At 41.7% G+C, this 21,793-nt stretch carries 21 protein-coding genes; 4 read left to right on the forward strand and 17 right to left on the reverse strand.

The features are described 5' to 3' along the window. Window positions 1-117: 117 nt before the first annotated feature. The 7 genes from parC to nudF form a co-directional block, all read right to left on the reverse strand. Window positions 118-2,412, reverse strand: coding sequence for a DNA topoisomerase IV subunit A (gene parC, locus AB4153_RS04260; protein ID WP_102527981.1), 2,295 nt, complete (start codon window positions 2,410-2,412; stop codon window positions 118-120). Then, window positions 2,412-3,452 (reverse strand): sorbosone dehydrogenase family protein, encoded by a 1,041-nt coding sequence (locus tag AB4153_RS04265; protein WP_241906409.1) that lies wholly within the window; start codon window positions 3,450-3,452, stop codon window positions 2,412-2,414. The genes parC and AB4153_RS04265 overlap by 1 nt, the downstream gene beginning before the upstream one ends. Before the next feature lie 182 nt (window positions 3,453-3,634). Beyond that, window positions 3,635-5,521, reverse strand: a complete 1,887-nt coding sequence (gene parE / locus AB4153_RS04270; RefSeq protein ID WP_102527983.1) for a DNA topoisomerase IV subunit B — start codon at window positions 5,519-5,521, stop codon at window positions 3,635-3,637. 56 nt (window positions 5,522-5,577) lie between these two features. Next, window positions 5,578-6,153, reverse strand: coding sequence for a YqiA/YcfP family alpha/beta fold hydrolase (locus tag AB4153_RS04275; protein ID WP_102527984.1), 576 nt, complete (start codon window positions 6,151-6,153; stop codon window positions 5,578-5,580). A 74-nt stretch (window positions 6,154-6,227) separates the two neighbouring features. Then, window positions 6,228-7,067, reverse strand: a complete 840-nt coding sequence (cpdA, locus tag AB4153_RS04280; RefSeq protein ID WP_371996483.1) for a 3',5'-cyclic-AMP phosphodiesterase — start codon at window positions 7,065-7,067, stop codon at window positions 6,228-6,230. 31 nt (window positions 7,068-7,098) lie between these two features. Further along, window positions 7,099-7,539 (reverse strand): DUF1249 domain-containing protein, encoded by a 441-nt coding sequence (locus AB4153_RS04285; protein WP_102527986.1) that lies wholly within the window; start codon window positions 7,537-7,539, stop codon window positions 7,099-7,101. A 59-nt stretch (window positions 7,540-7,598) separates the two neighbouring features. After that, window positions 7,599-8,222: an ADP-ribose diphosphatase gene (nudF, locus tag AB4153_RS04290; protein ID WP_371996484.1), complete on the reverse strand. Its 624-nt coding sequence runs from the start codon at window positions 8,220-8,222 to the stop codon at window positions 7,599-7,601. 282 nt (window positions 8,223-8,504) lie between these two features. Here nudF and tolC point away from each other — a divergent pair, with 282 nt between their 5' ends. After that, window positions 8,505-9,815, forward strand: a complete 1,311-nt coding sequence (gene tolC, locus AB4153_RS04295) for an outer membrane channel protein TolC (RefSeq protein ID WP_102527988.1) — start codon at window positions 8,505-8,507, stop codon at window positions 9,813-9,815. Between the two features lie 116 nt (window positions 9,816-9,931). Here tolC and AB4153_RS04300 read toward each other — a convergent pair whose 3' ends face one another. From AB4153_RS04300 to AB4153_RS04310, 3 genes are read right to left on the reverse strand one after another with little or no spacing between them, the layout of a single operon-like run. After that, window positions 9,932-10,669 (reverse strand): TIGR04219 family outer membrane beta-barrel protein, encoded by a 738-nt coding sequence (locus AB4153_RS04300; RefSeq protein WP_371996485.1) that lies wholly within the window; start codon window positions 10,667-10,669, stop codon window positions 9,932-9,934. Window positions 10,670-10,671: 2 nt separating this feature from the next. Beyond that, window positions 10,672-11,643 (reverse strand): DUF2333 family protein, encoded by a 972-nt coding sequence (locus AB4153_RS04305; protein WP_102527990.1) that lies wholly within the window; start codon window positions 11,641-11,643, stop codon window positions 10,672-10,674. Window positions 11,644-11,655: 12 nt separating this feature from the next. Continuing rightward, on the reverse strand, window positions 11,656-12,141 hold the full coding sequence (locus AB4153_RS04310; protein WP_102527991.1) for a copper chaperone PCu(A)C: 486 nt from the start codon (window positions 12,139-12,141) through the stop codon (window positions 11,656-11,658). 35 nt (window positions 12,142-12,176) lie between these two features. On the opposite strand from AB4153_RS04310, the gene AB4153_RS04315 reads away from it, so the two are divergent. Together AB4153_RS04315 and AB4153_RS04320 are read left to right on the forward strand one after the other, a co-directional pair. Beyond that, window positions 12,177-12,914: an enoyl-CoA hydratase gene (locus tag AB4153_RS04315; RefSeq protein WP_371996486.1), complete on the forward strand. Its 738-nt coding sequence runs from the start codon at window positions 12,177-12,179 to the stop codon at window positions 12,912-12,914. Between the two features lie 6 nt (window positions 12,915-12,920). Next, window positions 12,921-13,094, forward strand: a complete 174-nt coding sequence (locus AB4153_RS04320) for a hypothetical protein (protein WP_371996487.1) — start codon at window positions 12,921-12,923, stop codon at window positions 13,092-13,094. A gap of 35 nt (window positions 13,095-13,129) precedes the next feature. Here the strand turns inward: AB4153_RS04320 and AB4153_RS04325 are convergent, their stop codons facing one another. The 7 genes from AB4153_RS04325 to dnaB form a co-directional block, all read right to left on the reverse strand. Then, on the reverse strand, window positions 13,130-13,336 hold the full coding sequence (locus tag AB4153_RS04325; protein ID WP_102527993.1) for a PspC domain-containing protein: 207 nt from the start codon (window positions 13,334-13,336) through the stop codon (window positions 13,130-13,132). After that, window positions 13,333-13,512, reverse strand: coding sequence for a hypothetical protein (locus tag AB4153_RS04330; protein ID WP_229371105.1), 180 nt, complete (start codon window positions 13,510-13,512; stop codon window positions 13,333-13,335). Before AB4153_RS04330 ends, AB4153_RS04325 begins: the two co-directional genes overlap by 4 nt. Window positions 13,513-13,515: 3 nt before the next feature. Beyond that, entirely contained in the window at window positions 13,516-13,875 is a 360-nt protein-coding gene (locus AB4153_RS04335; protein WP_102527995.1) for a hypothetical protein, read from the reverse strand. A gap of 284 nt (window positions 13,876-14,159) precedes the next feature. Next, on the reverse strand, window positions 14,160-15,179 hold the full coding sequence (gene dusA, locus AB4153_RS04340; RefSeq protein ID WP_371996488.1) for a tRNA dihydrouridine(20/20a) synthase DusA: 1,020 nt from the start codon (window positions 15,177-15,179) through the stop codon (window positions 14,160-14,162). A gap of 180 nt (window positions 15,180-15,359) precedes the next feature. Then, window positions 15,360-16,682, reverse strand: coding sequence for a hypothetical protein (locus tag AB4153_RS04345; protein WP_371996490.1), 1,323 nt, complete (start codon window positions 16,680-16,682; stop codon window positions 15,360-15,362). Window positions 16,683-16,754: 72 nt separating this feature from the next. Further along, window positions 16,755-17,834 (reverse strand): alanine racemase, encoded by a 1,080-nt coding sequence (gene alr, locus AB4153_RS04350; protein WP_371996492.1) that lies wholly within the window; start codon window positions 17,832-17,834, stop codon window positions 16,755-16,757. Between the two features lie 134 nt (window positions 17,835-17,968). After that, window positions 17,969-19,378, reverse strand: a complete 1,410-nt coding sequence (gene dnaB, locus AB4153_RS04355; protein WP_102528049.1) for a replicative DNA helicase — start codon at window positions 19,376-19,378, stop codon at window positions 17,969-17,971. Between the two features lie 130 nt (window positions 19,379-19,508). Here dnaB and AB4153_RS04360 point away from each other — a divergent pair, with 130 nt between their 5' ends. Further along, window positions 19,509-21,707, forward strand: coding sequence for a S46 family peptidase (locus AB4153_RS04360; RefSeq protein WP_371996493.1), 2,199 nt, complete (start codon window positions 19,509-19,511; stop codon window positions 21,705-21,707). Window positions 21,708-21,793: the final 86 nt, after the last annotated feature.

The raw sequence follows: 21,793 nt of genomic DNA on the forward strand, positions 1-21,793 counted from the left end.
TCTATTATATTTTCAGTCCTTCATTTCTCAAAAATATAAGCGTTAACTTCAAATCGTATTCATAAAAAATGCTGCCCTTAGGCAGCATTTTTTATGCAGGAAAAACCTCTGAGCATATTACTCGCTCGGTTCTTCAGTTCCATCTTCAACAACTTGTGAACCCTGCTCAATTTGAACACTGTCAACACGCTGTAAACCTCTTGGCAGTTTAGCGCCTCGACGTCCCCTTTCACCGCGATAGTGTTCTAAGTCAGATGGTTTCAAGGTCAACTTACGTTTACCCGCCCATAAGGTCACTGATGCGTCCTCAGGGATAATATCTAAGTGGATTAATAGCTCTTCACGGCTCTTAGCGCGATCCGTTGGAATGCCAATTATTTTGTTGCCTTTACCTTTGGATAATTGCGGCAGAGCATCGACATCAAATATCAACATCCGACCTTCGTTAGTGATGGCAATAATCGATTGTGTCACCCCTTTATTCACCAATTTTGGCATTAGCGACTGTGCATTAGCTGGTAAACTCAATAACGCTTTACCCGCCTTATTACGGCTTATCATATCGGCGTAAGAACCAATAAAACCATAACCAGCATCACTGGCGAGTAGATAGCATTGGCTATCAACTCCCAGTAGCACATGTCGCATCACCGCACCTGGAGACAGGTTAAAGCGTGTTGTTATTGGCTCACCCTGGCTTCTTGCAGAAGGCAAGGTATGGGTGTCAGTTGCAAACGCCCGCCCTGTTGAGTCAATAAATACCGTCGGTTGATTACTCTTACCACTGGCACTGCACAGGAACGCATCACCCGCTTTATAATTTAAGCCTTCACCATCGACATCATGGCCTTTAGCACAACGTACCCAGCCTTTATCCGATAACACTACGGTAACTGATTCAGCTGGGGTCAGTTCTTGCTCAGTGAGTGCTTTAGATTCTAAACGTTCAATAATCGGTGAACGTCTGTCATCACCAAAGGTTTCACCGTCTTGAATTAACTCTTTTTTCACTAAAGTTTTTAAACGACGCTCTGAACCTAAAATTAATTCCAGCTTATCGCGTTCAGCTGCAAGCTCTTCTTGCTCGCCTTTAATTTTAAATTCTTCAAGCTTAGCTAAATGACGTAGTTTTAAATCTAAAATGGCTTCAGCTTGCTTTTCGGATAACTCAAAACGAGCCATTAACTCTGCTTTAGGTTCATCGTGAAATCTGATGATTTCAATGACTTCATCGATATTCAAGAATGCAATCATTAATGCATCAAGGATATGAAGTCTTGCCAACACTTTATCTAAACGGAACTGTAAACGACGTGTCACTGTTGAGATACGATAGGTCAGCCATTCCGTTAATAGCTCTTTTAAACCTTTAACTTTTGGACGACCATCCAAACCCAAGACGTTTAAGTTAACTCTAAAACTCTTTTCCAAATCAGTTGTCGCAAACAAATGCGCCATCAACTGATCGCAATCCACTCTATTCGAACGCGGGACAATCACTAAACGCACTGGGTTTTCGTGGTCTGATTCGTCGCGTAAATCCGCAACCATAGGCAGTTTTTTTGCCTGCATTTGATTAGCGATTTGCTCTAAAATCTTGCCGCTGCCCGCTTGGTGTGGCAAAGCTGAAATGACTACTTCACCATTATCGATATCATAAACCGCTCGCATTTTAATTGAGCCGCGGCCGGTGTCATAAATCTTAGCAATATCTTTGCTAGGGGTAATAATTTCAGCATAAGTCGGATAGTCTGGGCCCGGAACAAATTCCATTAGGCGCTCTAAATCGGCCTTTGGATTTTCCAGTAATTCAACACAAGCTGACACCAATTCACGCACGTTATGCGGCGGAATGTCAGTCGCCATACCAACAGCAATACCAGTAATACCATTCAATAAAATATGTGGTAAACGAGCAGGTAGCGATTTTGGCTCTTTCATGGTGCCGTCAAAGTTGACGCCCCAATCGACGGTGCCTTGCCCTAACTCTGACAGGAGTACTTCTGAAAATTTAGATAGTTTAGCTTCGGTGTAACGCATTGCAGCAAACGATTTAGGATCGTCAGGTGCACCCCAGTTGCCTTGACCGTCAACTAACGGGTAACGGTATGAAAATGGTTGTGCCATTAATACCATTGCTTCATAACACGCGCTATCACCGTGTGGGTGATATTTACCTAACACGTCACCAACTGTACGAGCAGATTTTTTATGTTTAGATTGAGCCGATAAACCAAGCTCACTCATTGCATAAATAATACGACGTTGAACGGGTTTTAAACCATCGCCAATATGTGGCAATGCACGGTCCATAATCACGTACATTGAATAGTTTAAATAAGCCTCTTCAGTAAAACGGCGCAGAGGCATTTGCTCAACACCATCAAGGCTTAATTCAATCGCATCACTCATTATTTAATATCCTGTGATTGTTCTGTCGCTTTGTAATACAAGCGGTATATATTGCCTTTTAAGTCATCAGAGATGAACATTGCCCCATCAGGTGCATTTATCAGGTCATAAGGTCTAGCGACGGGAAACTCGCCGTCTAAAAAGCTTACCACTCTTTCACGTTTAGTAACTTGGCCATCGTCAAGACTTAGCATGACAACCTGGTATCCAATCTTACTAGAACGGTTCCAAGAGCCATTTTCGGCAACAAAGAGTTGATTATGGTAACGCTCGGGAAATAATTTACCTTCATAGAACAGTAAACTTGTCGGCTTCACGTGAGCAGGAAGCTCAAATGCTGGAGCGGTAATATTGAGGGTATCAGGCTTTTTAAATGCGGGCTCAGCAACATCAGTGCCATGAATATATGGGAAGCCAAAATGACTGCCTTTGATGTCAATCCGATTGATTTCATCAGCGGGCATATTATCACCCATCCAGTTTCGACCTTGATCTGCAAACCAGAGCTTATCTGTGGTCGGTGACCAATCAAAACCAATCACACGGCGAAGCCCTGAAGCGACTTGTTCGGTATCTCCTGATTCAATATCAATGGCCAGCAAGCTACCAAAAGGCGCAGGTGCCTCACAGACATTACAAGGTGAGCCTATTGATAAATATAAACGGCCATCAGGACCAAACTCCATACCTCGAGCGTGTTTTCGCTCTATGCTGGGTAAACCTGAATACACCTCTTTGGGCCTACCCGGACGGCGAAGACGATTTTCAATATCTTGATATCGTAAGATTCGGTCATCTTCAGCAACGTATAAATCACCATTATGAAACGCAATCGCCTCTGGATAATCTAAACCTTTGCCAATCAAATATCGTTTATTTACTTGACCATCATTATCGGAATCAACCAAAGCGTATATGGTGCCACTCTTTCTTGAACCAACAAACAAGGTGCCTTTACTGCCTATAGCCATCTGCTTGGAGTCGCCCAAATCAGAAGCATATAAAGTGAGTCCAAATCCTTTTGTAACAGTAATCATCATAGGATCAGCAGCAAATGCTTTAACTACAGCGAACTGAGCTAAAGCGATGACAGACAGTGTTTTTAACGCTGTTGAAATTTGCTTGATATCCATTTTAATTATTATTCTCGACATTATATTTATTCTTTGCCTTTATCTTTTGTGGCAATGCGCAACTGCTTAATACGTACCCTAGTAACGTGTTAGATCTCTGCTAAGTCGCCTTTCGACTCTAACCAAACTTTTCGGTCTGGTGAGCGCTTTTTAGCTAATAACATATCCATCAATGCCATCGTATCGTCATTATCATCAATGGTAAGTTGTACCAATCGACGAGTATTAGGATCCATAGTGGTTTCACGTAACTGCAGTGGGTTCATCTCACCCAATCCTTTGAATCGAGTGACCTGCACTTTGCCTTTTTTCTTTTCTGCAACAATTCTATCTAATATACCGTTTTTTTCACCTTCATCTAAGGCATAAAATACTTCTTTGCCTAAATCGATACGGAATAAAGGCGGCATCGCGATATAAACATGGCCTTTCTCAACTAAAATGCGATAGTGCTTCATAAACAAGGCGCACAACAGTGTAGCAATGTGAAGACCATCAGAATCGGCATCGGCTAAAATACAGACTTTACCGTAACGTAACTCTGAAATGTCTTCGCTATCAGGATCACAGCCTATTGCGACTGAAATATCATGGACTTCTTGCGATGCTAGCACTTGAGATGCATCGACTTCCCAGGTGTTTAAGATTTTACCACGTAGCGGCATAATCGCTTGAAACTCTCGGTCTCGAGCCTGTTTTGCACTGCCACCAGCAGAGTCACCTTCCACTAAAAATAACTCGCCTCGCATAGGGTCTTGCCCGCTACAGTCAGTTAATTTACCCGGTAAAGCGGGACCTGAAGTGACTTTTTTACGGGCGACTTTTTTCGCTGCTTTTAGGCGGCGCTGCGCATTACTAATGCACAGTTCTGCAAGTTGTTCAGCCTGCTCAGTATTTGAGTTTAACCAAAGTGAAAATGCATCACGGACAATGCCAGAAACAAACGCAGAACTTTGACGGCTTGATAGTTTCTCTTTAGTTTGACCAGAGAACTGAGGGTCTTGCATTTTAATTGATAAAATAAACGATGCTTTATCCCAAATATCTTCAGGAGATAATTTAATGCCTCGTGGAACCAAATTCCTGAATTCACAAAACTCACGCATTGATTCCAACAAGCCTTGTCTGAAACCATTTACATGGGTTCCACCTAGTGGCGTTGGGATCAAGTTTACGTAGCTTTCATAAATACTGTTTCCGCCTTCTGGCAGCCAAGTAATGGCCCATTCGGCAGCATCGGTTTTACCCGAAAACTCACCAATGAAAGGTTCTTCTGGTAATAGAACGGATCCCTTCACTGCTTCTTTCAAATAATCTGTTAAACCACTTTCGTAAAACCATTCATTAACCTCACCATTTTGCTTATTAGTGAACTTAATACGTAAACCTGGACACAACACGGCTTTAGCGCGTAATTGATACAACAGCTTAGTGATTGAGAAATTGCCAGAGTCAAAGTAGCTCGCATCTGGCCAGAAATGCACACGAGTACCTGTATTACGTCTGCCACAGGTGCCTGTTACTTTTAGGTCTTCAACTTTATCGCCATTCTCAAATGCTATCTCGTAAACTTGCGCATCACGACGAACGCTGATCTCAACCCGCTTCGACAAGGCGTTGACGACCGAAATCCCTACACCATGTAAACCACCAGAAAATTGGTAACTATCATTTGAAAACTTACCACCAGCATGTAGTTTGGTCAGGATTAATTCGACACCTGGGATCCCTTCTTCAGGGTGAATATCCACAGGCATACCACGACCATCATCGGTCACTTCTAGTGAGTTATCCGTATGAAGAACGACATCAATTTTAGTCGCATGACCGGCTAAAGCTTCATCGACACTGTTATCGATGACCTCTTGACCTAAATGGTTAGGTCGAGTGGTATCGGTGTACATACCTGGACGGCGTTTTACAGGGTCGAGTCCGTTGAGAACCTCGATGGCGTCAGAAGTGTATTGATTGGTCATAGTCCACACATTTGGTCAATTGTTAGCCCACATTATTGGGCCATTATGAAAACTGATTAAGAAAGCTGTAAAAACTCACAAATCTTATCTAGCTGATTTTTATAGCCAATAAAACTGTGGTCACCATTGGGTTCTAAATGAAGCTCACAACAGTGATATTTGGATAACGCTTGACGATAATCTAACACTTCATCGCCAGTTTGCAAAAATACTAAGAAACGGTCGGGACGATATATCACCTCAGTGTTGAATTCAGCCACATCAAACTTATGTTGTGGCAACACTTGGTAATGCTCGTCAGTATAAGGGTTATGTTGAGGCCCTAAAAATTCATCAAACAATTCAAATGGTTTTACCGCTGGGTTAACTAAAACGGCTTTTCCACCATAAGTTTCAGCGAGATAACTTGCAAAATACCCACCTAACGAGGAGCCTATGTATGTTAAAGGCTCACCTTGCACTTTAGCGCGCTCTACAATACCACATAATAATGCCATCGCTTCTTTAGGCGATGAGGGTAATTGAGGTTGAATGAAGGGTAAATTCGGAAAACGGTGTTGAATATACTGCGCCGTTTCGGTTGCTTTATCTGACTGAGGGGAACTATTAAATCCATGTATATAGAGAAGCATACTTCCTCTCGCGTTAATTAACCTGAATGCTTAAACAGCGATTATAATCAGGCCTACACATGAATAGTTAGCGTTTAATAACCGCTGGCATCATTGTCTGGAGAGAATTTTTCACCAGGCACCCGATAAACATTAGTTTGAATGCTACCATTGCTAGCTAACTCCAGCAAACGATAGCCAGGTTGAAGTCCATCTAACGCAAAATAGGATGATTTTGGCTTAAATTGTATACAAGTAGATGGCGTCGCCATTAAATGAATCCCACCTTCTGCAGTAGAATACTGGCTATCAATGGTTTGATGAACGTGTCCCCATAGCGCACCTTTTACTTGTGGGTACCGACTTACACGCTTTAAGAAATCTTCACCATTAGCCATGCAATGCTGATCAAGCCAACTACATTCAACTAATATAGGGTTATGATGCATAACAAGTAGAACATGCTTATTGGGCTCAGCAGCAATTGCTGCGTCAATAAGTGCCATTTGTTGTTCAGCCATATAACCACCTGGCTTACCACGCACTGTAGAGTCCAACATCAAAATTTGCCACTCACCCGCTATGATGCGCTGCTGACCAAATAAATGATGACCCTGCATATGCAAACTCATTAACCGAGGGTCATCATGATTACCCGGTAAGTAATGGCATGGAAGGTCTAGTTTGGCAATGGTCGATGAAAAGTGTTGATAAGACTGCGGTGAATAATCTTGGCTGATATCACCCGTAGCTAGAGCCATGTCGGCAGGATATTCAGTTGCAAGGAATGTATCTAAAACGGCCTGAAAACTGGCAGCCGTATTCACACCTAATAGCTTCGCTTCAGGATCAGCAAACAAATGCGGGTCAGTAACTTGAATAAGTCGCACGACATCCGTATCAGCAATTGAATAAGACACAGGCTCTTTAAGCACTAATTAATCCCAAAATAAATTAATTCAATGTTTAGACTGAAGAAGAACAGATTTTCGCAGGGCGACATCCAATCTTTAACAGCTCTTCAAGAAATGCATTAACTTGATACTTCTCATCCGTTTGATGCATATGTACATTTGGATAATCATACACTGCTTTTAACCGGTAGATCTGTTGACTAGTTAACACTTCTGCCAATTGGGCATCATGATAGACTCGCACACAGGCTTTAGGTGTGATAAGGAAATCGTTATTGGGTAAATGGCGTGTTATTTCAATTAATTGAGTATACTTTGTGTTCTCAATAATTGTGACATCTAATAATCCAAACTGCCCTTCAACAGTCCAAGACTCATTGACTTCTGCAACATCTGGCAACCACTTTAAAATCAACGCATAATTTCGCCCGCACAGTGCTAGAAAAGCACTCACGTTAGGCTGATATTTATCTTTCGCAGTTTGTTGCTTCAAAATTAACTCACTTACTTTTTGCTTCTTTATTTCAAATCTTGGACGATAAATCCATTAAGCTATGCTTGTCTTACTGAATCTAGGTTTAACGCTAACCATTGTAAGCCAATAACAGTAGATGCATTATCTATTCGACCTGAATTAACCATAGCCATAGCCGCATCAAAGTCTACAACATGGACTTTGATATCTTCATGCTCATAATCGAGACCATGGATGCCTTCGGCTTTGCTTGCATCGACTTTGGCCCAATAAAAATGAAAACGTTCCGATGAACCGCCTGGTGTTGCTAAATAACTATTCACTAAATGGACTTCGCTGGCTTTTAAGCCGGTTTCTTCCATTAATTCACGCTCCGCGACTTCAGCTGGAATTTCATCGGCTGCAATCATACCTGCCACAAGCTCAAGAAGCCAAACTGAATTAGTCGTTGCTAATGCAGGTAACCTGATTTGTTCAATTAATACGACTTGATGAGTGATGGGATCATAAGGCAAAACAACCACGGCATTACCACGTTCAAAAACTTCCCTGGTGACGACCTCGCTCCAACCACCTGAAAACAATTTATGTTTGAATTTATATTCATCTAATTGGAAGAAGCCTTTGTACAAGGTTTTAGTGGAAATGACTTCAATATCGCTTTTTGCGTTAAATTGTTCTATTAATTCACTATCTTTCATATTTTTTCTTACAGTTTGTAAGCCCTTTGAAATATTTAATGCACTATTATGTTAGTTAAGCATTTAAGCATGTGAGTTTAAAAAAGTCTGTTACAACTTGAAAGTTGATATTTAGCTTAAAGATGATAGTCTTTTTATCATACACACTAGATACATAGCGGGATTGCACAAAGTTTTAGCGAGTTCACAATATGCTAAAGCAATCTTGCTTATCAATATAAAATGTGAACAAACGAGATTATCTTACCTCCCAAGTGGAGACTATGTCTAAAAGGGCAGCAAATGAAATTTAAAATACGTTCTTTATACGCAGCGCTAACACTAGCCGTTGCTGCACCTGCAGCAAATGCTGATGATTTACTGCAAATCTATCAGCAAGCGCTAACTAGCGATACTATCGTACTTCAAGCACAATCTCAGCGTGATGCACTGTATGAGACAATTGAAGAAAATCGTGCTCCCTTACTACCTACTATCAGCGCGAATGTTGGATATGCTAAAGCATGGAATGACATTGATGACGGCTCTGCTACTTCTAAACCTGATGGTTTCACTGGCGGCTTGTCATTAAACCAAGTTATTTATGACCACAGTGCATGGGTTGGCTTAGACTTAGCCGAAATGGCAGCATCACAAGCTGATTCAGCTTATGCCTCTGCGCTTCAAGCATTAATCATTCGTGTAACCACAGCATATTTTGATGTATTGACTGCAAAAGACAACTTTGAATTCCAAGGTGCAGAAAAACGCGCGATTGAGCGTCAACTAGAGCAAACTAAACAACGTTTTGCTGTCGGTCTTACTGCGATTACTGACGTGCATGAAGCACAAGCACAATACGATTTAGCTTCGGCAACCGAAATTCTGGCAGAAAATACGCTAGCAAACAGTTATGAAGCATTACGTGAAATCACCGGAATTGATCACAAGTCAATCAATACACTTGATACTAATCGTTTCTCAGCTGGTGCAGCAAACCCAACAACGTCATCTGAGTGGTTAAAAATTGCTGAAACTAACAGTATTGATTTAATGACTCAGCGTATCGGTCGTGATATCGCTAGTGAAACCATTTCGCTTTATAAAGCTGGTCACATGCCTTCACTTAACTTTGGCGCTGGTTACACTAAAGGTGTAAAGCAAACCGGTTCAGCTGATTATGATAATGCCAACATTGCATTGACTTTGAGTGTACCGATTTTTGAAGGTTTTAAAGTGACTTCGCAAGTTAAGCAAGCGCAGTTCCAATATGTTGAAGCTAGCGAAAAACTGGAACAAGTTCATCGTGGTGTCGTTAAAGATGTACGTAATAACTTTAACAACGTCGGTGCATCAATCAGTTCAATCCGCGCTTATGAGCAATCAGTGATTTCATCTGAAAGTGCACTAAAAGCCACTCAAGCCGGTTTTGAAGTAGGTACACGTACTATCGTTGACGTATTAAACCGTACCCGTGATTTATATGATTCAAAGCGTCAACTATCTGATGCTCGTTATGGTTACATCAACTCTATCTTGGCGCTTAAGCAAGCCGCTGGTACATTGAGTGAAGACGACATTATCTCTATTAACAATGGTTTAATCGCACAATAATGATTAGCTGGCGGTAAGCTAAAACACTTACCGCTGTTATTCAAAACAAACGATTGAAAATAAGAGACAAAAAAACCGCCAATTGGCGGTTTTTTAATGTCTGTAAACTGAGTCGATTAGAACGTCAATTCAACACCTGCAAATGCGCCTTTAAACGTCATATTCTGCGTAGTGTCAGAAAAGTCATCAACGTCGAAGTTAAACTCACGGTAACCAACGCGAATGGCAGTATCTAGTGCAACACCATCAAACTTCCAACCTAGACCTGCGTTGTAATCGTACACACTGGTTTCATCAACACCTAACATGACATCAGCAAAAGCATATAAGCCAAGTCCAGGAATGCCCACTTCAGCGTTCGCATAAACCATAACGATGCCGCTATCTACGTCCACTTCTTCTGGATGTCCAGGATCTTGAACGCGTAGTGAGCCATGCATTTGCTTGTAAGCAGCACCTAAATCTAAGGCGACTAAATCATTGTCTAAGATTTCATAATAAAGAACAAAATCAGTGTTACTTAAATCGTTGTATACCGTGGTATCACTATCAAATTGATGACCATTGAACATAAAGTTAGAGCCAACTTGGCTGCCTTTACCTTCTAAACGGTTCTCACGAATTTTGATATTAGGTACTAATGGAATTGGATGCTCAATGGCAATCCAAACGCTACCTTGAGCTTTAGACTCATAATTATAGGTTTGCGCCACACCATCATCACTGTTAAATGAGCCACTGGTATCAGCATCCCAGTAATCACCACCAACTTTGAAGCCCACAAGCGTTGAAGCTTGTGCAGAAGATATGCTTAACATGCCTACAGCGGCCGTAGCAAGAAGTGTCTTTTTCATCATTATCCCTGAGAGAGTAAGTTAGTTAAATCAATTACCGCGGCATTTGCACGCGATATATAGTTGGCCATCACTAACGAGTGGTTAGCCACTAATCCAAAACCATCACCATTTAAAACCATTGGGCTCCAAACAGTTTGCTGAGTTGCTTCAAGTTCACGAATAATTTGACGTAAACTCACTTCAGCATTTTTCTTTTCTAGCACATCGGCAAAATCAACTTCGATAGCTTTCATGAAATTTAATAATGCCCAAGCTGAACCTCGGCTTTCATAAAGCACATCATCAATTTTCCACCAGCTTGTTTTAATTTCGTTACTGGCTAAAGACGGTGTTGACTGTCTTGCTGTGCTGTCGCCTGCTAAATCGGTATTTAAACGATCTTGACCAACACTGGCAGATAAGCGTTGCGACATACTGCCTAAACGTTTCTGCACTTCTTTTAGCCATTCATTTAGGTTATCTGCACGAGCATAAAACTGTGCATTACTGTTTTCTGTATCACTAATTTTAGCGCGATAAAGTTTCAGTAATTTGATTGCTTCACGATATTCGCCTTCTGCACTTGGCACTAACCAGCTAGTGTGCTCAATATTGAGCTTTGAGTGCGCGGCAAGTAAGTCTGCATCAGCTGTTGATTGCGACTGAGAACGACTGAACTCTTTACGCATAATCAATGCTAGATCACGTGATTGCTCTAGTGCCCCAAACTCGAATGCTGGCATGTTATCCATGATCACAGAGGGAGGCATAATATCATTTGATAGCCAGCCACCTGGTTTGTCCAATAGGGTTTCCATGGTAGAAATTAACGAAGAAGTTGTCGCATAACCAACAATGTCTTCACCACGTTCATTTTGCAGTACTTCTGGCTCAAGAATATCAGGCTCAACACTCCACCAAACCGCAATGAAATAACCAATTAATAAGATTATTCCTACAACGCCAAATACTTTATTCCTTGTCATTTGCATCAATACAACTCCTTAGTGATGATGGTGGTGATGGCTTTCTTGCTTATCATTACTCGCCCTTTTTTCTACCGCCAGTTCGATTGCCAATGTTTTGCCATCCTTAAACGTCAGCACTAAAGGAACTGTATCCCCTATCGCTAGCGGCGTCGTTAATGATAGCAGCATAATATGGTCACCCGATGGTTGTAGCGTTAAGGTGCCATGAGATGGAATGTCAAAGCCGTCAACTTGACGCATTTTTACCATGCCATTCTCTTCAACCAAAGTGTGTAATTGCGCTTCTTTAGCCACTGGTGTTGTCACAGAAACTAATGTTACAGCATCATCTGAGTGGTTCATTAATGTCAAATATGCTGCTGTATTAGGCACACTGGCGGGCATCGCTCTTACATGTCCTTCACTGAGCATTATCCCTGCTGATGCTGAGAAAGAAAATACGGTTAACGCTAAAAAACTAAACAGTTGTTTGAATATTGCTTTCAATGTCATAAACTCCATTTACACCCTACTCGTGTCCATAAGGAAAACAACGAATGAGTCAGATTCAGGTTAAGGATGATCAAGGCGTACGTATTATCAGTTTCAATCGCCCTGAGAAACGTAATGCATTTAATCTTAAAATGTACCAACAGCTTACAGAATACCTGATCCAAGGTGAGAGCGACAACGACATTCGTACCTTTATGTTACGCGGTGAAGGGAACTGCTTCACCTCAGGTAATGATATTGCTGATTTCCTCGCCAGTGGCGAACTTAACGAGTCTCATCCGACAGTACAATTCTTACATTGTCTGCTTAATCTTAAAAAGCCCATCGTAGCAGCAGTATCTGGTGCAGCTGTAGGCATCGGCACAACAATGCTACTCCATTGCGACCTAGTTTATGCTGACAACAGCTCCAAGTTTCAATTACCTTTCGTAAATCTAGCCCTGGTGCCTGAAGCAGCTTCAAGTTTATTGTTACCACTTATTGTTGGCCAACAAAAAGCAGCTGAATTAATTCTATTAGGCGAAAGCTTTACGGCAGAAACGGCTTGCGAACTAAATATTATCAATCGGGTGATTGAGTCATCAGAATTAAACGATTTTGTTTTTGAACAAGCCAAAAAACTCGCGAATCAACCGCCATTATCACTGCAAGCATCTAAAAAGCTTCTGCGCTATAACCAAGCTGACGTTAAGCAGCAAATGCTAGCTGAGTTAGAAGTATTTAGCGAAAGACTAAAAAGTGATGAAGCAAAAGCACGCTTCCAAGCTTTCTTAAAAAGATAGAGTTAAGTGTCACTCGCTAATGAGCCAGACAGCTATTTGCTAACGTTAGTTGAATACTTTTACAAGACTCGTAAGCGCTGTTTGAAAATGGTGACTGCGGCACTTGGAAGGAATAAAGAACACTTTTATCGTGATGGTACGATAGTGATAAAACGACCTCTTCCTGTGCTGCGTGACTAGCGCAAATTGATGTTATGGTAAATTCATCCCTAACATTAATATTTTGTTTTTTGCTGGCTTACGACAATAGCGGTAACAAAGTAAGCAATCAGTCCCATCGTTGGGCTTAAAAATATAGCAATCAATGTTAACACACGAGACCACATTACAGACCAACCAAACTGCTTTGAAAGCGAGTTTACTGCACCGCATATAATGCTTTTATCTGACTTTAAAAACGTTTCTACATCGGACATGTTCATTTTGTTTCTCCAGCAAATTCTAAATTGATTATTTCTTCAGAAATTGCATCGACACTTTTAAATTGATACCACTGCAACCCACATATCAGTAACGAACAAATAATAAAACTAATCACGGGAAGCAGAAGTAATGAAATTAATGGATCTGCTAAATGAAAAATCATCATTAAATCCATGAATTAATCCTCATTGCTCGCTAATACAGAATCTGTAGTTGTTTCTGATACTGTATCCGATGCTGTTTCAGCTAATTCTAGTGAACTGTTTAACTCAAATGCTTGCTCTGCAATTTGACTATGAAGCGAAAGTACGATTTCTTGTTTTGCTGATTGCAACATTTCAGAAGCCGTTTCACTTAAACGCGTTTCTAACACATCAATCATATCTTGACTGTTTAAATCGTTAGCCTGAGCGCTCATACTTGCAGTTGCAATTAACGCGACTAAAGCGACTTTTTTCAATACACTTTTTGCTGATGAGTTTGCGTTAGTATTAGTTGTAGAGATTAAACCATTTGTATTAGTAGTTGAGTTAAACATGATGTCTTCCTTTTCAATTGTTGGGTACACCATGGTTATTACAAGCTACGTGCCAAGTTTTAAATTATTCATTAACACCTGAATTTAAAGAGCTTTTATTATAATTGCTATTTTTAGCCAAAAATAAAAGTGAGCAACAATTAAACAATTAGTAATTCTCACCACTATAATAGTGAAATTAGCTAAAACTTAATTAGCCAAATTAACGGCATAAAAAAAGCGCCAATGATTGGCGCTTTAAATCTCGTTTAAGGGTCTTCTTAAACAATTATCTTGCGATGCTTTTACACATTATTATTAGGGTAAAAAGTCACATCCGCTGGCGGACGACTCTGCTCCATTCTTGCTACGGCATCCCATATAACTGAAACACCCGCGCCCGCTTTATGGGCGTTCTCACTTAAATGTCTGCGCCAGCCTCTTGAACCAGGTAACCCCTGGAATAAGCCAATCATGTGACGAGTAATATGGTTTAACCTGCCACCGTCTTTTAAATGCTGCTCAATGTAAGGCATCATTTGCTCAATCACTTGTTCACGGGTGATAACCGGCTTTTCTTCGCCGTATATCAACTGATCCACTTTAGCCAATAAATACGGGTTCTGATAAGCCTCACGACCGATCATCACACCATCAAGTTGTTGTAAATGACTCAGTGAGTCCTCTAAGGTTTTAACACCGCCATTAATACTAATGTTCAAATCAGCATAATCACGCTTTAATTGATAAACGCGCTCATAGTTAAGTTCAGGTATTTCGCGGTTTTCTTTCGGGCTTAAGCCCTGTAGCCATGCCTTACGGGCATGCACAATGAACGTATCGCAACCAACAGCCTTAACAGTATCAACAAAATCAGTCAAAAACTCGTAGCTGTCTTGCTCATCAATACCGATTCGTGTTTTAACTGTTACGGGAATATCGGCCGCTTGTTTCATCGCATCAACACATTCAGCCACTAACGCAGGCTCACCCATTAAACAGGCACCAAAACGCCCATTCTGCACTCGATCAGACGGACAACCGACATTAAGGTTAATCTCATCATAGCCACGCTCAAATGCCAATTTGGCACACGTCGCTAAATCTTTTGGATTCGAGCCACCTAACTGCAATGCAACAGGATGTTCTTCTTGGTTATAAGCTAAGTAATCACCTTGACCATGAATAATCGCACCAGTCGTCACCATCTCGGTATACAGCACAGTATGTGCCGACATCAGTCTTGCAAAATAACGGTAATGTCTATCTGTCCAATCAAGCATTGGAGCGATTGAAAGCGATCTGTTAAGTGTTGTTGCAGCCAAGAGATGTACCTTTTAGATGAATATCAGCGACTTATTGATTTTGAGTTTAAGCGGCATAGTGCAATCTAATACCAGTCAAAATTTCAGCCGCACATTATATCACTATGCGGCTTTCAATTAATATTGTTAATGATGAATATCTAATCTGCTATCTGAGCGCAGTAATAAATAGCCTTTACATTAAAAAGGCTGATTAACCATTACCCAAAACTGACTTTCATCACCACCAGTGACAAAATCACTTCTGATAACAATATCTTCAACTTCAAAACGGACACTCACACCATAAGAGGTTTTCATGTCTTTGTGTAAGTCATCAAGGCTAAACTCGTCGGTCACATTTCCCGCTTCAATCAATAATGCCCACTGCCACCAAGGCACATCATATAAATTAAACACTGGTAAATTTTGTAGTGGCTGCCAACGAGGAGTCATACGATATTCTAGCGCATAATTGACCGCACTTCGTCCAGTAAACTGCTTCGAGTCATAACCTCTTAACCTATCAAACCCACCGAGTGAAACGCCTGCAAAGGTTGGGGGACGCTGGTAACTTTGGCTATCGCCATCAAAGCTATTCCAACTTGGTGTATCGGCAATATAGACGTTGGCGGCGAGTACTTGTTCTTCAAACCAGTCATTACTTCCCAGTGACATAAAAGCACTTTGTTCAAATTCCCACATAAACCAACTTGGGTTATCGCTTACTTCACTGCCAAACGTTAATGTCAGATTGGTTTGTCCGCCCTCTGAACTGTTATTCATTGAGTCACGATTATCCCAATCTAAAGCCAGCTCTATGCCATTTGCTTCATCAGGTAAATATTCCAGCGTTTCAAGTTCGCGATACTTATTAAAGGGCGTCAAACTTATCGATGTGACACCTGACTCTAGTGGATTCCAGCTTATTGCATTTTTCTTTCTGGCTAGAGACGCTGCAGCGCCGTTTGCCCCGCCAGCCATCGACAAAACATATTTAATATGTAATTTTGAAAAGCCTTCATCGCCTACACTGATTATGCGTTCAGTTTCAGTCTCGGTGTTTGCTTGCGGGAGATAGTATATGCCTTGCTCATAATGGCCACGAAATAACTCCGCGCTGAATAACCATTGATCGAGTTTGGGAATTTGATAATTGTAGAATCCAGCATAACTTAGCCAGCTGTCATTGGCTGAATATAAACCTATACCCAGTGCAACGGCTTGAGCTTGTCCAGCATGCTTTATGACACCTGCACCACCAATTGTTGTACTCAACGTTTCAGTTGAAAATATAATGGGCACAGCAACAAATTCAGCATCATAACTGTCGGCTGAATTCTTGGCTTGTTTATTCTTTTCTAACTCAACTGACGTTGATGTTGTTTGCTTATCGTCGCCCGCAATGTCAACAGATACAATAGTATCTTCTGACATAAGGCTTTGAATGGGCTGTGTTTGAGCAAAGGCCCAACCACTATAAATAACGCAGTAAGTCACTAGCGCGGTTTTATACAACTGCACTCAATCTTCCTTCTAATACAAGGCACTGTTAAACGTGTGTAGCCTTGCAACATCTAGATGCCCCTAAGGGCTTTATTCTTGTAAATCGACAACCACTCGTGGGGTGAGTTTGGTCACGAGTTCGTAAGCGATGGTACCAATATGTTCAGCGACCTCTTCAACGGCTAGTGCTTGTCCCCATAACTGTACAAGATCACCAACTTGATCTGTCGCTTCTGCGCCTAAATCAACCGTTAGCATGTCCATCGATACGCGGCCAACAATCGGCACTCTACGACCATTTAACCAAACAGGCGTTCCTTCAGGTGCATTACGGGGATAACCATCACCATAACCAATCGCGACCACACCTAATTTAGTGTCTTTATCGGCAGTCCAATGCGCACCATAACCCACACTTTGACCCGCTTTATGCTCACGTACAGCAATCAAATTAGATACTAACTCCATCGCAGGTTGCAAACCGTGATGGGTCCCCTTGTCCCCAAATACAGGAGAAACCCCATATAAAGCAATACCAGGTCTTATCCAATCACATTGGCTTTGAGGCCAAAATAAGGTACCCGCTGAGTTTGCTAAAGTGCGGTCACCAGGAAGGTCAGATATGAGTTGAGTAAACGCATCCATTTGTTGCTGAGTGAGATTATTGTCAGGCTCATCAGCACAGGCAAAGTGTGTCATTAAATGAACCGGTTTTTTCACGTTTGGGCAATCAATTAAACGCTGGTATACATCATCGAACTGTCCTAAGCCAAAACCCAGTCGATGCATACCTGAATCCACTTTGAGCCACACAGTGATAGGAGCTGATAATGTCGAGTTCTCTAGCATCTCAAGCTGAGATTCATGATGAACTACTGTGTCGATTTGATGCTGTACTAATAACGGGAGATCTGTCTGACGAAAGCAACCTTCAAGTAATAGCAGTTTCGCTTTCACCCCACCTTCACGCAATTGCAGCGCCTCCTCAAGCCTTGCTAAACCAAATCCATCGGCATTATCCACACACTGTGCAACATTCAATAAGCCATGACCGTAACCATTGGCTTTAACCACTGCCATGACTTTACTGTTAGGAGCAATCTCTCTCAGCCTGACAAGGTTATCCTGCAAAGCCTGGCGACTAATTTCAGCACGGGGAAACGGTTTCAAATAATTAACCTTAAATGACGAATATATTCAGGTGTTCTTCACCATGAAAACAAAAAATTGAGCCTCTGTTTCATTAACAGAGGCTTGTTTGATAATAGCAATTTATAGACACAATACTGATTTATGAAACAGGATTAATCTTCATCAAATATTTGCGTTCCTGAGTAATTATCAAAGCGCGAGAACTGGCCTTGGAAGGTCAAAGGCACTCGACCAATCGGGCCGTTACGCTGTTTACCAATAATAATTTCCGCGACACCTTTTTGTTCAGAATCATCGTTATACACTTCATCACGATAAATAAACATGATCAAATCCGCATCTTGCTCAATCGAACCAGATTCACGTAAATCCGAGTTAACAGGTCGCTTATCAGCACGTTGCTCTAGCGAGCGGTTAAGCTGTGAAAGTGCAATAACTGGAATCTCGAGTTCTTTGGCCAGAGACTTCAGTGAGCGAGAAATTTCTGCAATTTCTAAGGTACGGTTATCTTTTAATGAAGGCACTTGCATTAACTGCAGGTAATCGATCATGATCATCGATAAACCGCCATACTCACGGGCAATCCGTCGAGCACGACTGCGTACTTCTGTTGGGGTTAAACCAGAGCCATCATCAATGTACATCTTGCCTTGCTCGAGCATGATACCCATGGTCGATGACACACGAGCCCAATCTTCATCATCGAGCTGACCGGTACGAATTTTAGTTTGATCCACTCGGCCTAAAGACGCCAACATACGCATCATAATTTGTTCTGACGGCATCTCTAAACTGAAAATAAGCACCGGCTTATCCTCATTCATCGCAGCTTGTTCACACAGGTTCATCGCAAAGGTAGTTTTACCCATCGATGGACGCGCTGCCACAATGACCAAATCGCCAGACTGAAAACCAGCGGTCATTTTATCTAGGTCACTAAAGCCACTCGAAACCCCAGTTACACCGTTATGTGGGTTATTGTATAACTGCTCAATTTTATCGACAGTCTTTTCAAGAATCGATTTAATCCCTTCAGGGCCTTCATTGGCATTCGCTCGCGATTCTGCAATTTTAAAGACTTTAGTTTCAGCTAAATCGAGTAAGTCACCTGAATTACGTCCTTCTGGGTTATAACCTGCGTCGGCAATCTCATGGGCGACACCGATCATGTCACGCACAACCGCGCGCTCACGTACGATATCGGCATACGATAAAATATTACCTGCACTCGGGGTGTTTTTAGCAATCTCACCTAAATAGGCAAAACCACCGGCATCTTCAAGTTGATCTTCAACTTCAAGTCGCTCAGATACCGTAATCAAATCGATAGGTTGGCCGGTTTCAACAAGACGGCTCATCGCCGCATAAATCATTCGGTGAGAGCGAGAGTAGAAATCATCTGCCACGATAGCCTCTGAGACTCTGTCCCAAGCTTCAGCATCGAGCATCAAGCCACCTAAAACAGACTGTTCAGCTTCAATAGAGTGAGGCGGTAATTTGAGCGCATCAACTTGTGCATCTCTTAACCTTTCTTTAGCCTTAAAAGGACCTTTTTGTGACATTAAAACTCCCAATTCCCAACCTGTTTGTAAAATATGGTATAACACCGAGGTCATGCAAACATGTTGCACCTTAAAATGTGCAACATTACCGCTCATGCGGACTAACAATAATAATATTTAAGGAAAGAACATGCGTATTGCACTCGTTGCAGCCCTTGTGCTGTCTTCCGGGCTAGCCCATGCCGATGAAGGCCAATGGCAACCCTATCAAATGCCTTCTATCGCAGATAAATTAGCACAACGTGGCATCGAAATTCCTGCAAAACAACTTGCAGATCTAACCCAATACCCAATGAATGCGGTTGTCGGCCTCGGCTATTGTACCGCCAGTTTCGTTTCGCCCCAAGGTCTAGTTGTTACCAATCATCATTGTGCCTACCGAGCAATACAATATAACAGTAAAACAGAACATAATTACTTGGCCGATGGCTTTCTTGCCAATACTAAAGCCGAAGAACCTTCAGCTGGTCCAAACGAGCGATTATACATTACTGAAGCCGTAACGGATGTCACTAAACAAGTAAATGCCAATTTAAGTAGCGAGCCGCTAGCACGTTACGAAGATATTCAGTCAAACCGCAAAGCACTCATTAAAGAATGTGAAACCGATGAAAACTACCGCTGTTCGGTTAGTAGTTTCCATAACGGTTTAGAGTACTACTTAATTAAACAGCTGATTATTCGGGATGTTCGCCTAGTCTATGCACCACCAGAAAGCGTCGGCGCTTTTGGCGGTGACATCGATAATTACGAATACCCTCGCCACTCAGGCGACTTTACTTTCTTACGTGCTTACGTTGGCAAAGACGGTAAACCAGCAAGCTATGCTGAAGACAACGTACCGTTTGAGCCTAAGAGCTTTTTAAAAATTAATGCTGACGGCGTTAAAGCAGGTGACGGGGTCTTTGCTGCAGGTTACCCAGGTTCTACCAGTCGTTATCGCCTAACCAGTGAATTAGAGTTTGCCAGTGATTGGATGTATCCAACATACGCCAAGCGCTATCAGCTACAAATCGACACCATTAATCAAATGGCGGCAGATAATAATACTATCGCGATAAAATATGCTGGCAGCCTTGCGTCAATGGCTAACCGTATGAAGAAACTTAACGGCTTGTTAGATGGCTTTAAAGCCACTGATATTGTCGGCATTAAGCAAGATCGTGAGAATGATTTCTTAGCTTGGTTGAAAAAAGACACTCAAGCAAACCAGAACTTAATCACTGAATTAGAAGCTCTGCTTGCCAAGCAGCAAACTCAAGTTCAAACGGATTACTTTTTCAATAATGCGCAATCAAGTTCGTTATTGTCAGCAGCGAAAAAACTGTATCGTTTAGCGAAAGAAAAACAGCTCCCTGACGCAAAACGTGAACAAGGCTTTCAAGAGCGAGACATGAAAATGTTCGCCGCTAACTTAACACGCTTAGAACGCAGTTTTGATGTATCTGTTGATAAAACGCTTTGGCTTCAAGATTTAAATGCATACATGGCACAAAGCCAGCGCGTGGCAATTTTAGATGATGCACTGAATAAAATCTCTGATGCAGAGGCACTATCAGCGAAGTTAGATGGCTACTACGCTTTAACAGATCTTACTGATAAAGAGCAACGACTTGCTTGGATGGAACAAGATGCACAAGCATTTGAAACCAGCTCTGATCCATTTATCCGTTTAGCTGTTGCACTGCACGACACCAATATGGCGCAAGAGAAAGCAGAAAACACATTAAAAGGTGAGTTGTCTACTGCACGCCCAGAATATATGGAAGCCATTATTGCTTACTACAAAGCCAATGATTGGCCTGTGTATCCAGATGCAAACCGTACCTTACGTATCACATACGGCATGGTAGATGGTTACCAATCAAGAGATGCCCTTTACAAGCAGCCGTTTACGCGCTTAGAAGGCATTGTAGGTAAGCACACTGGTGAAGCGCCTTATAACGCGCCGAAGAAGTTATTAGATGCAATCGCGACTAATGACTATGGCAACCATACTATTGCGTCTGTCTATCAAGATCCTCGCTCATGGATTTGCAGCTTGTTCTCGTGTCTTGATAAACCAGAAGAGTTTAACTCTGTGCCGGTTAACTTCTTATCAAGTGTTGATACTACAGGTGGCAACTCAGGTTCGCCGGTATTCAACAGTAAAGGTGAGTTAGTTGGTTTGAACTTTGATTCAACTTACGAAGCAATTACTAAAGATTGGTTCTTCAATCCAACGATAACCCGCGCAGTCCATGTCGACTTCCGCTATATCCTTTGGATGATGGATAAGGTTGATAACGCACAAAACTTAATGGATGAGTTAGAGTTAGTCAGAGACTAATTCGCTTGTTCATGAAACAAAAGGCACTTTTATCAAAGTGCCTTTTTTATGCGTCTTTTTCATGAGCTTTTTGCCTGAACTTTTTG

Source organism: Shewanella sp. 10N.286.52.E4, from assembly GCF_041468785.1.
Lineage (GTDB): Bacteria > Pseudomonadota > Gammaproteobacteria > Enterobacterales > Shewanellaceae > Shewanella > Shewanella electrodiphila.

Excerpts from the sequence above, each read along its gene's own strand:
- nudF (WP_371996484.1), bottom strand. The coding sequence starts at position 8,222 with ATGAAAGATAGTGAATTAATAGAACAATTTAACGCAAAAAGCGATATT.
- AB4153_RS04265 (WP_241906409.1), bottom strand. The coding sequence starts at position 3,452 with ATGATGATTACTGTTACAAAAGGATTTGGACTCACTTTATATGCTTCT.
- AB4153_RS04330 (WP_229371105.1), bottom strand. The coding sequence starts at position 13,512 with ATGGATTTAATGATGATTTTTCATTTAGCAGATCCATTAATTTCATTA.
- AB4153_RS04325 (WP_102527993.1), bottom strand. The coding sequence starts at position 13,336 with ATGAACATGTCCGATGTAGAAACGTTTTTAAAGTCAGATAAAAGCATT.
- dnaB (WP_102528049.1), bottom strand. The coding sequence starts at position 19,378 with ATGTCACAAAAAGGTCCTTTTAAGGCTAAAGAAAGGTTAAGAGATGCA.
- AB4153_RS04360 (WP_371996493.1), top strand. The coding sequence starts at position 19,509 with ATGCGTATTGCACTCGTTGCAGCCCTTGTGCTGTCTTCCGGGCTAGCC.
- parC (WP_102527981.1), bottom strand. The coding sequence starts at position 2,412 with ATGAGTGATGCGATTGAATTAAGCCTTGATGGTGTTGAGCAAATGCCT.
- tolC (WP_102527988.1), top strand. The coding sequence starts at position 8,505 with ATGAAATTTAAAATACGTTCTTTATACGCAGCGCTAACACTAGCCGTT.
- AB4153_RS04310 (WP_102527991.1), bottom strand. The coding sequence starts at position 12,141 with ATGGAGTTTATGACATTGAAAGCAATATTCAAACAACTGTTTAGTTTT.
- AB4153_RS04300 (WP_371996485.1), bottom strand. The coding sequence starts at position 10,669 with ATGAAAAAGACACTTCTTGCTACGGCCGCTGTAGGCATGTTAAGCATA.
- AB4153_RS04305 (WP_102527990.1), bottom strand. The coding sequence starts at position 11,643 with ATGCAAATGACAAGGAATAAAGTATTTGGCGTTGTAGGAATAATCTTA.
- AB4153_RS04275 (WP_102527984.1), bottom strand. The coding sequence starts at position 6,153 with ATGCTTCTCTATATACATGGATTTAATAGTTCCCCTCAGTCAGATAAA.
- AB4153_RS04315 (WP_371996486.1), top strand. The coding sequence starts at position 12,177 with ATGAGTCAGATTCAGGTTAAGGATGATCAAGGCGTACGTATTATCAGT.
- parE (WP_102527983.1), bottom strand. The coding sequence starts at position 5,521 with ATGACCAATCAATACACTTCTGACGCCATCGAGGTTCTCAACGGACTC.
- AB4153_RS04335 (WP_102527995.1), bottom strand. The coding sequence starts at position 13,875 with ATGTTTAACTCAACTACTAATACAAATGGTTTAATCTCTACAACTAAT.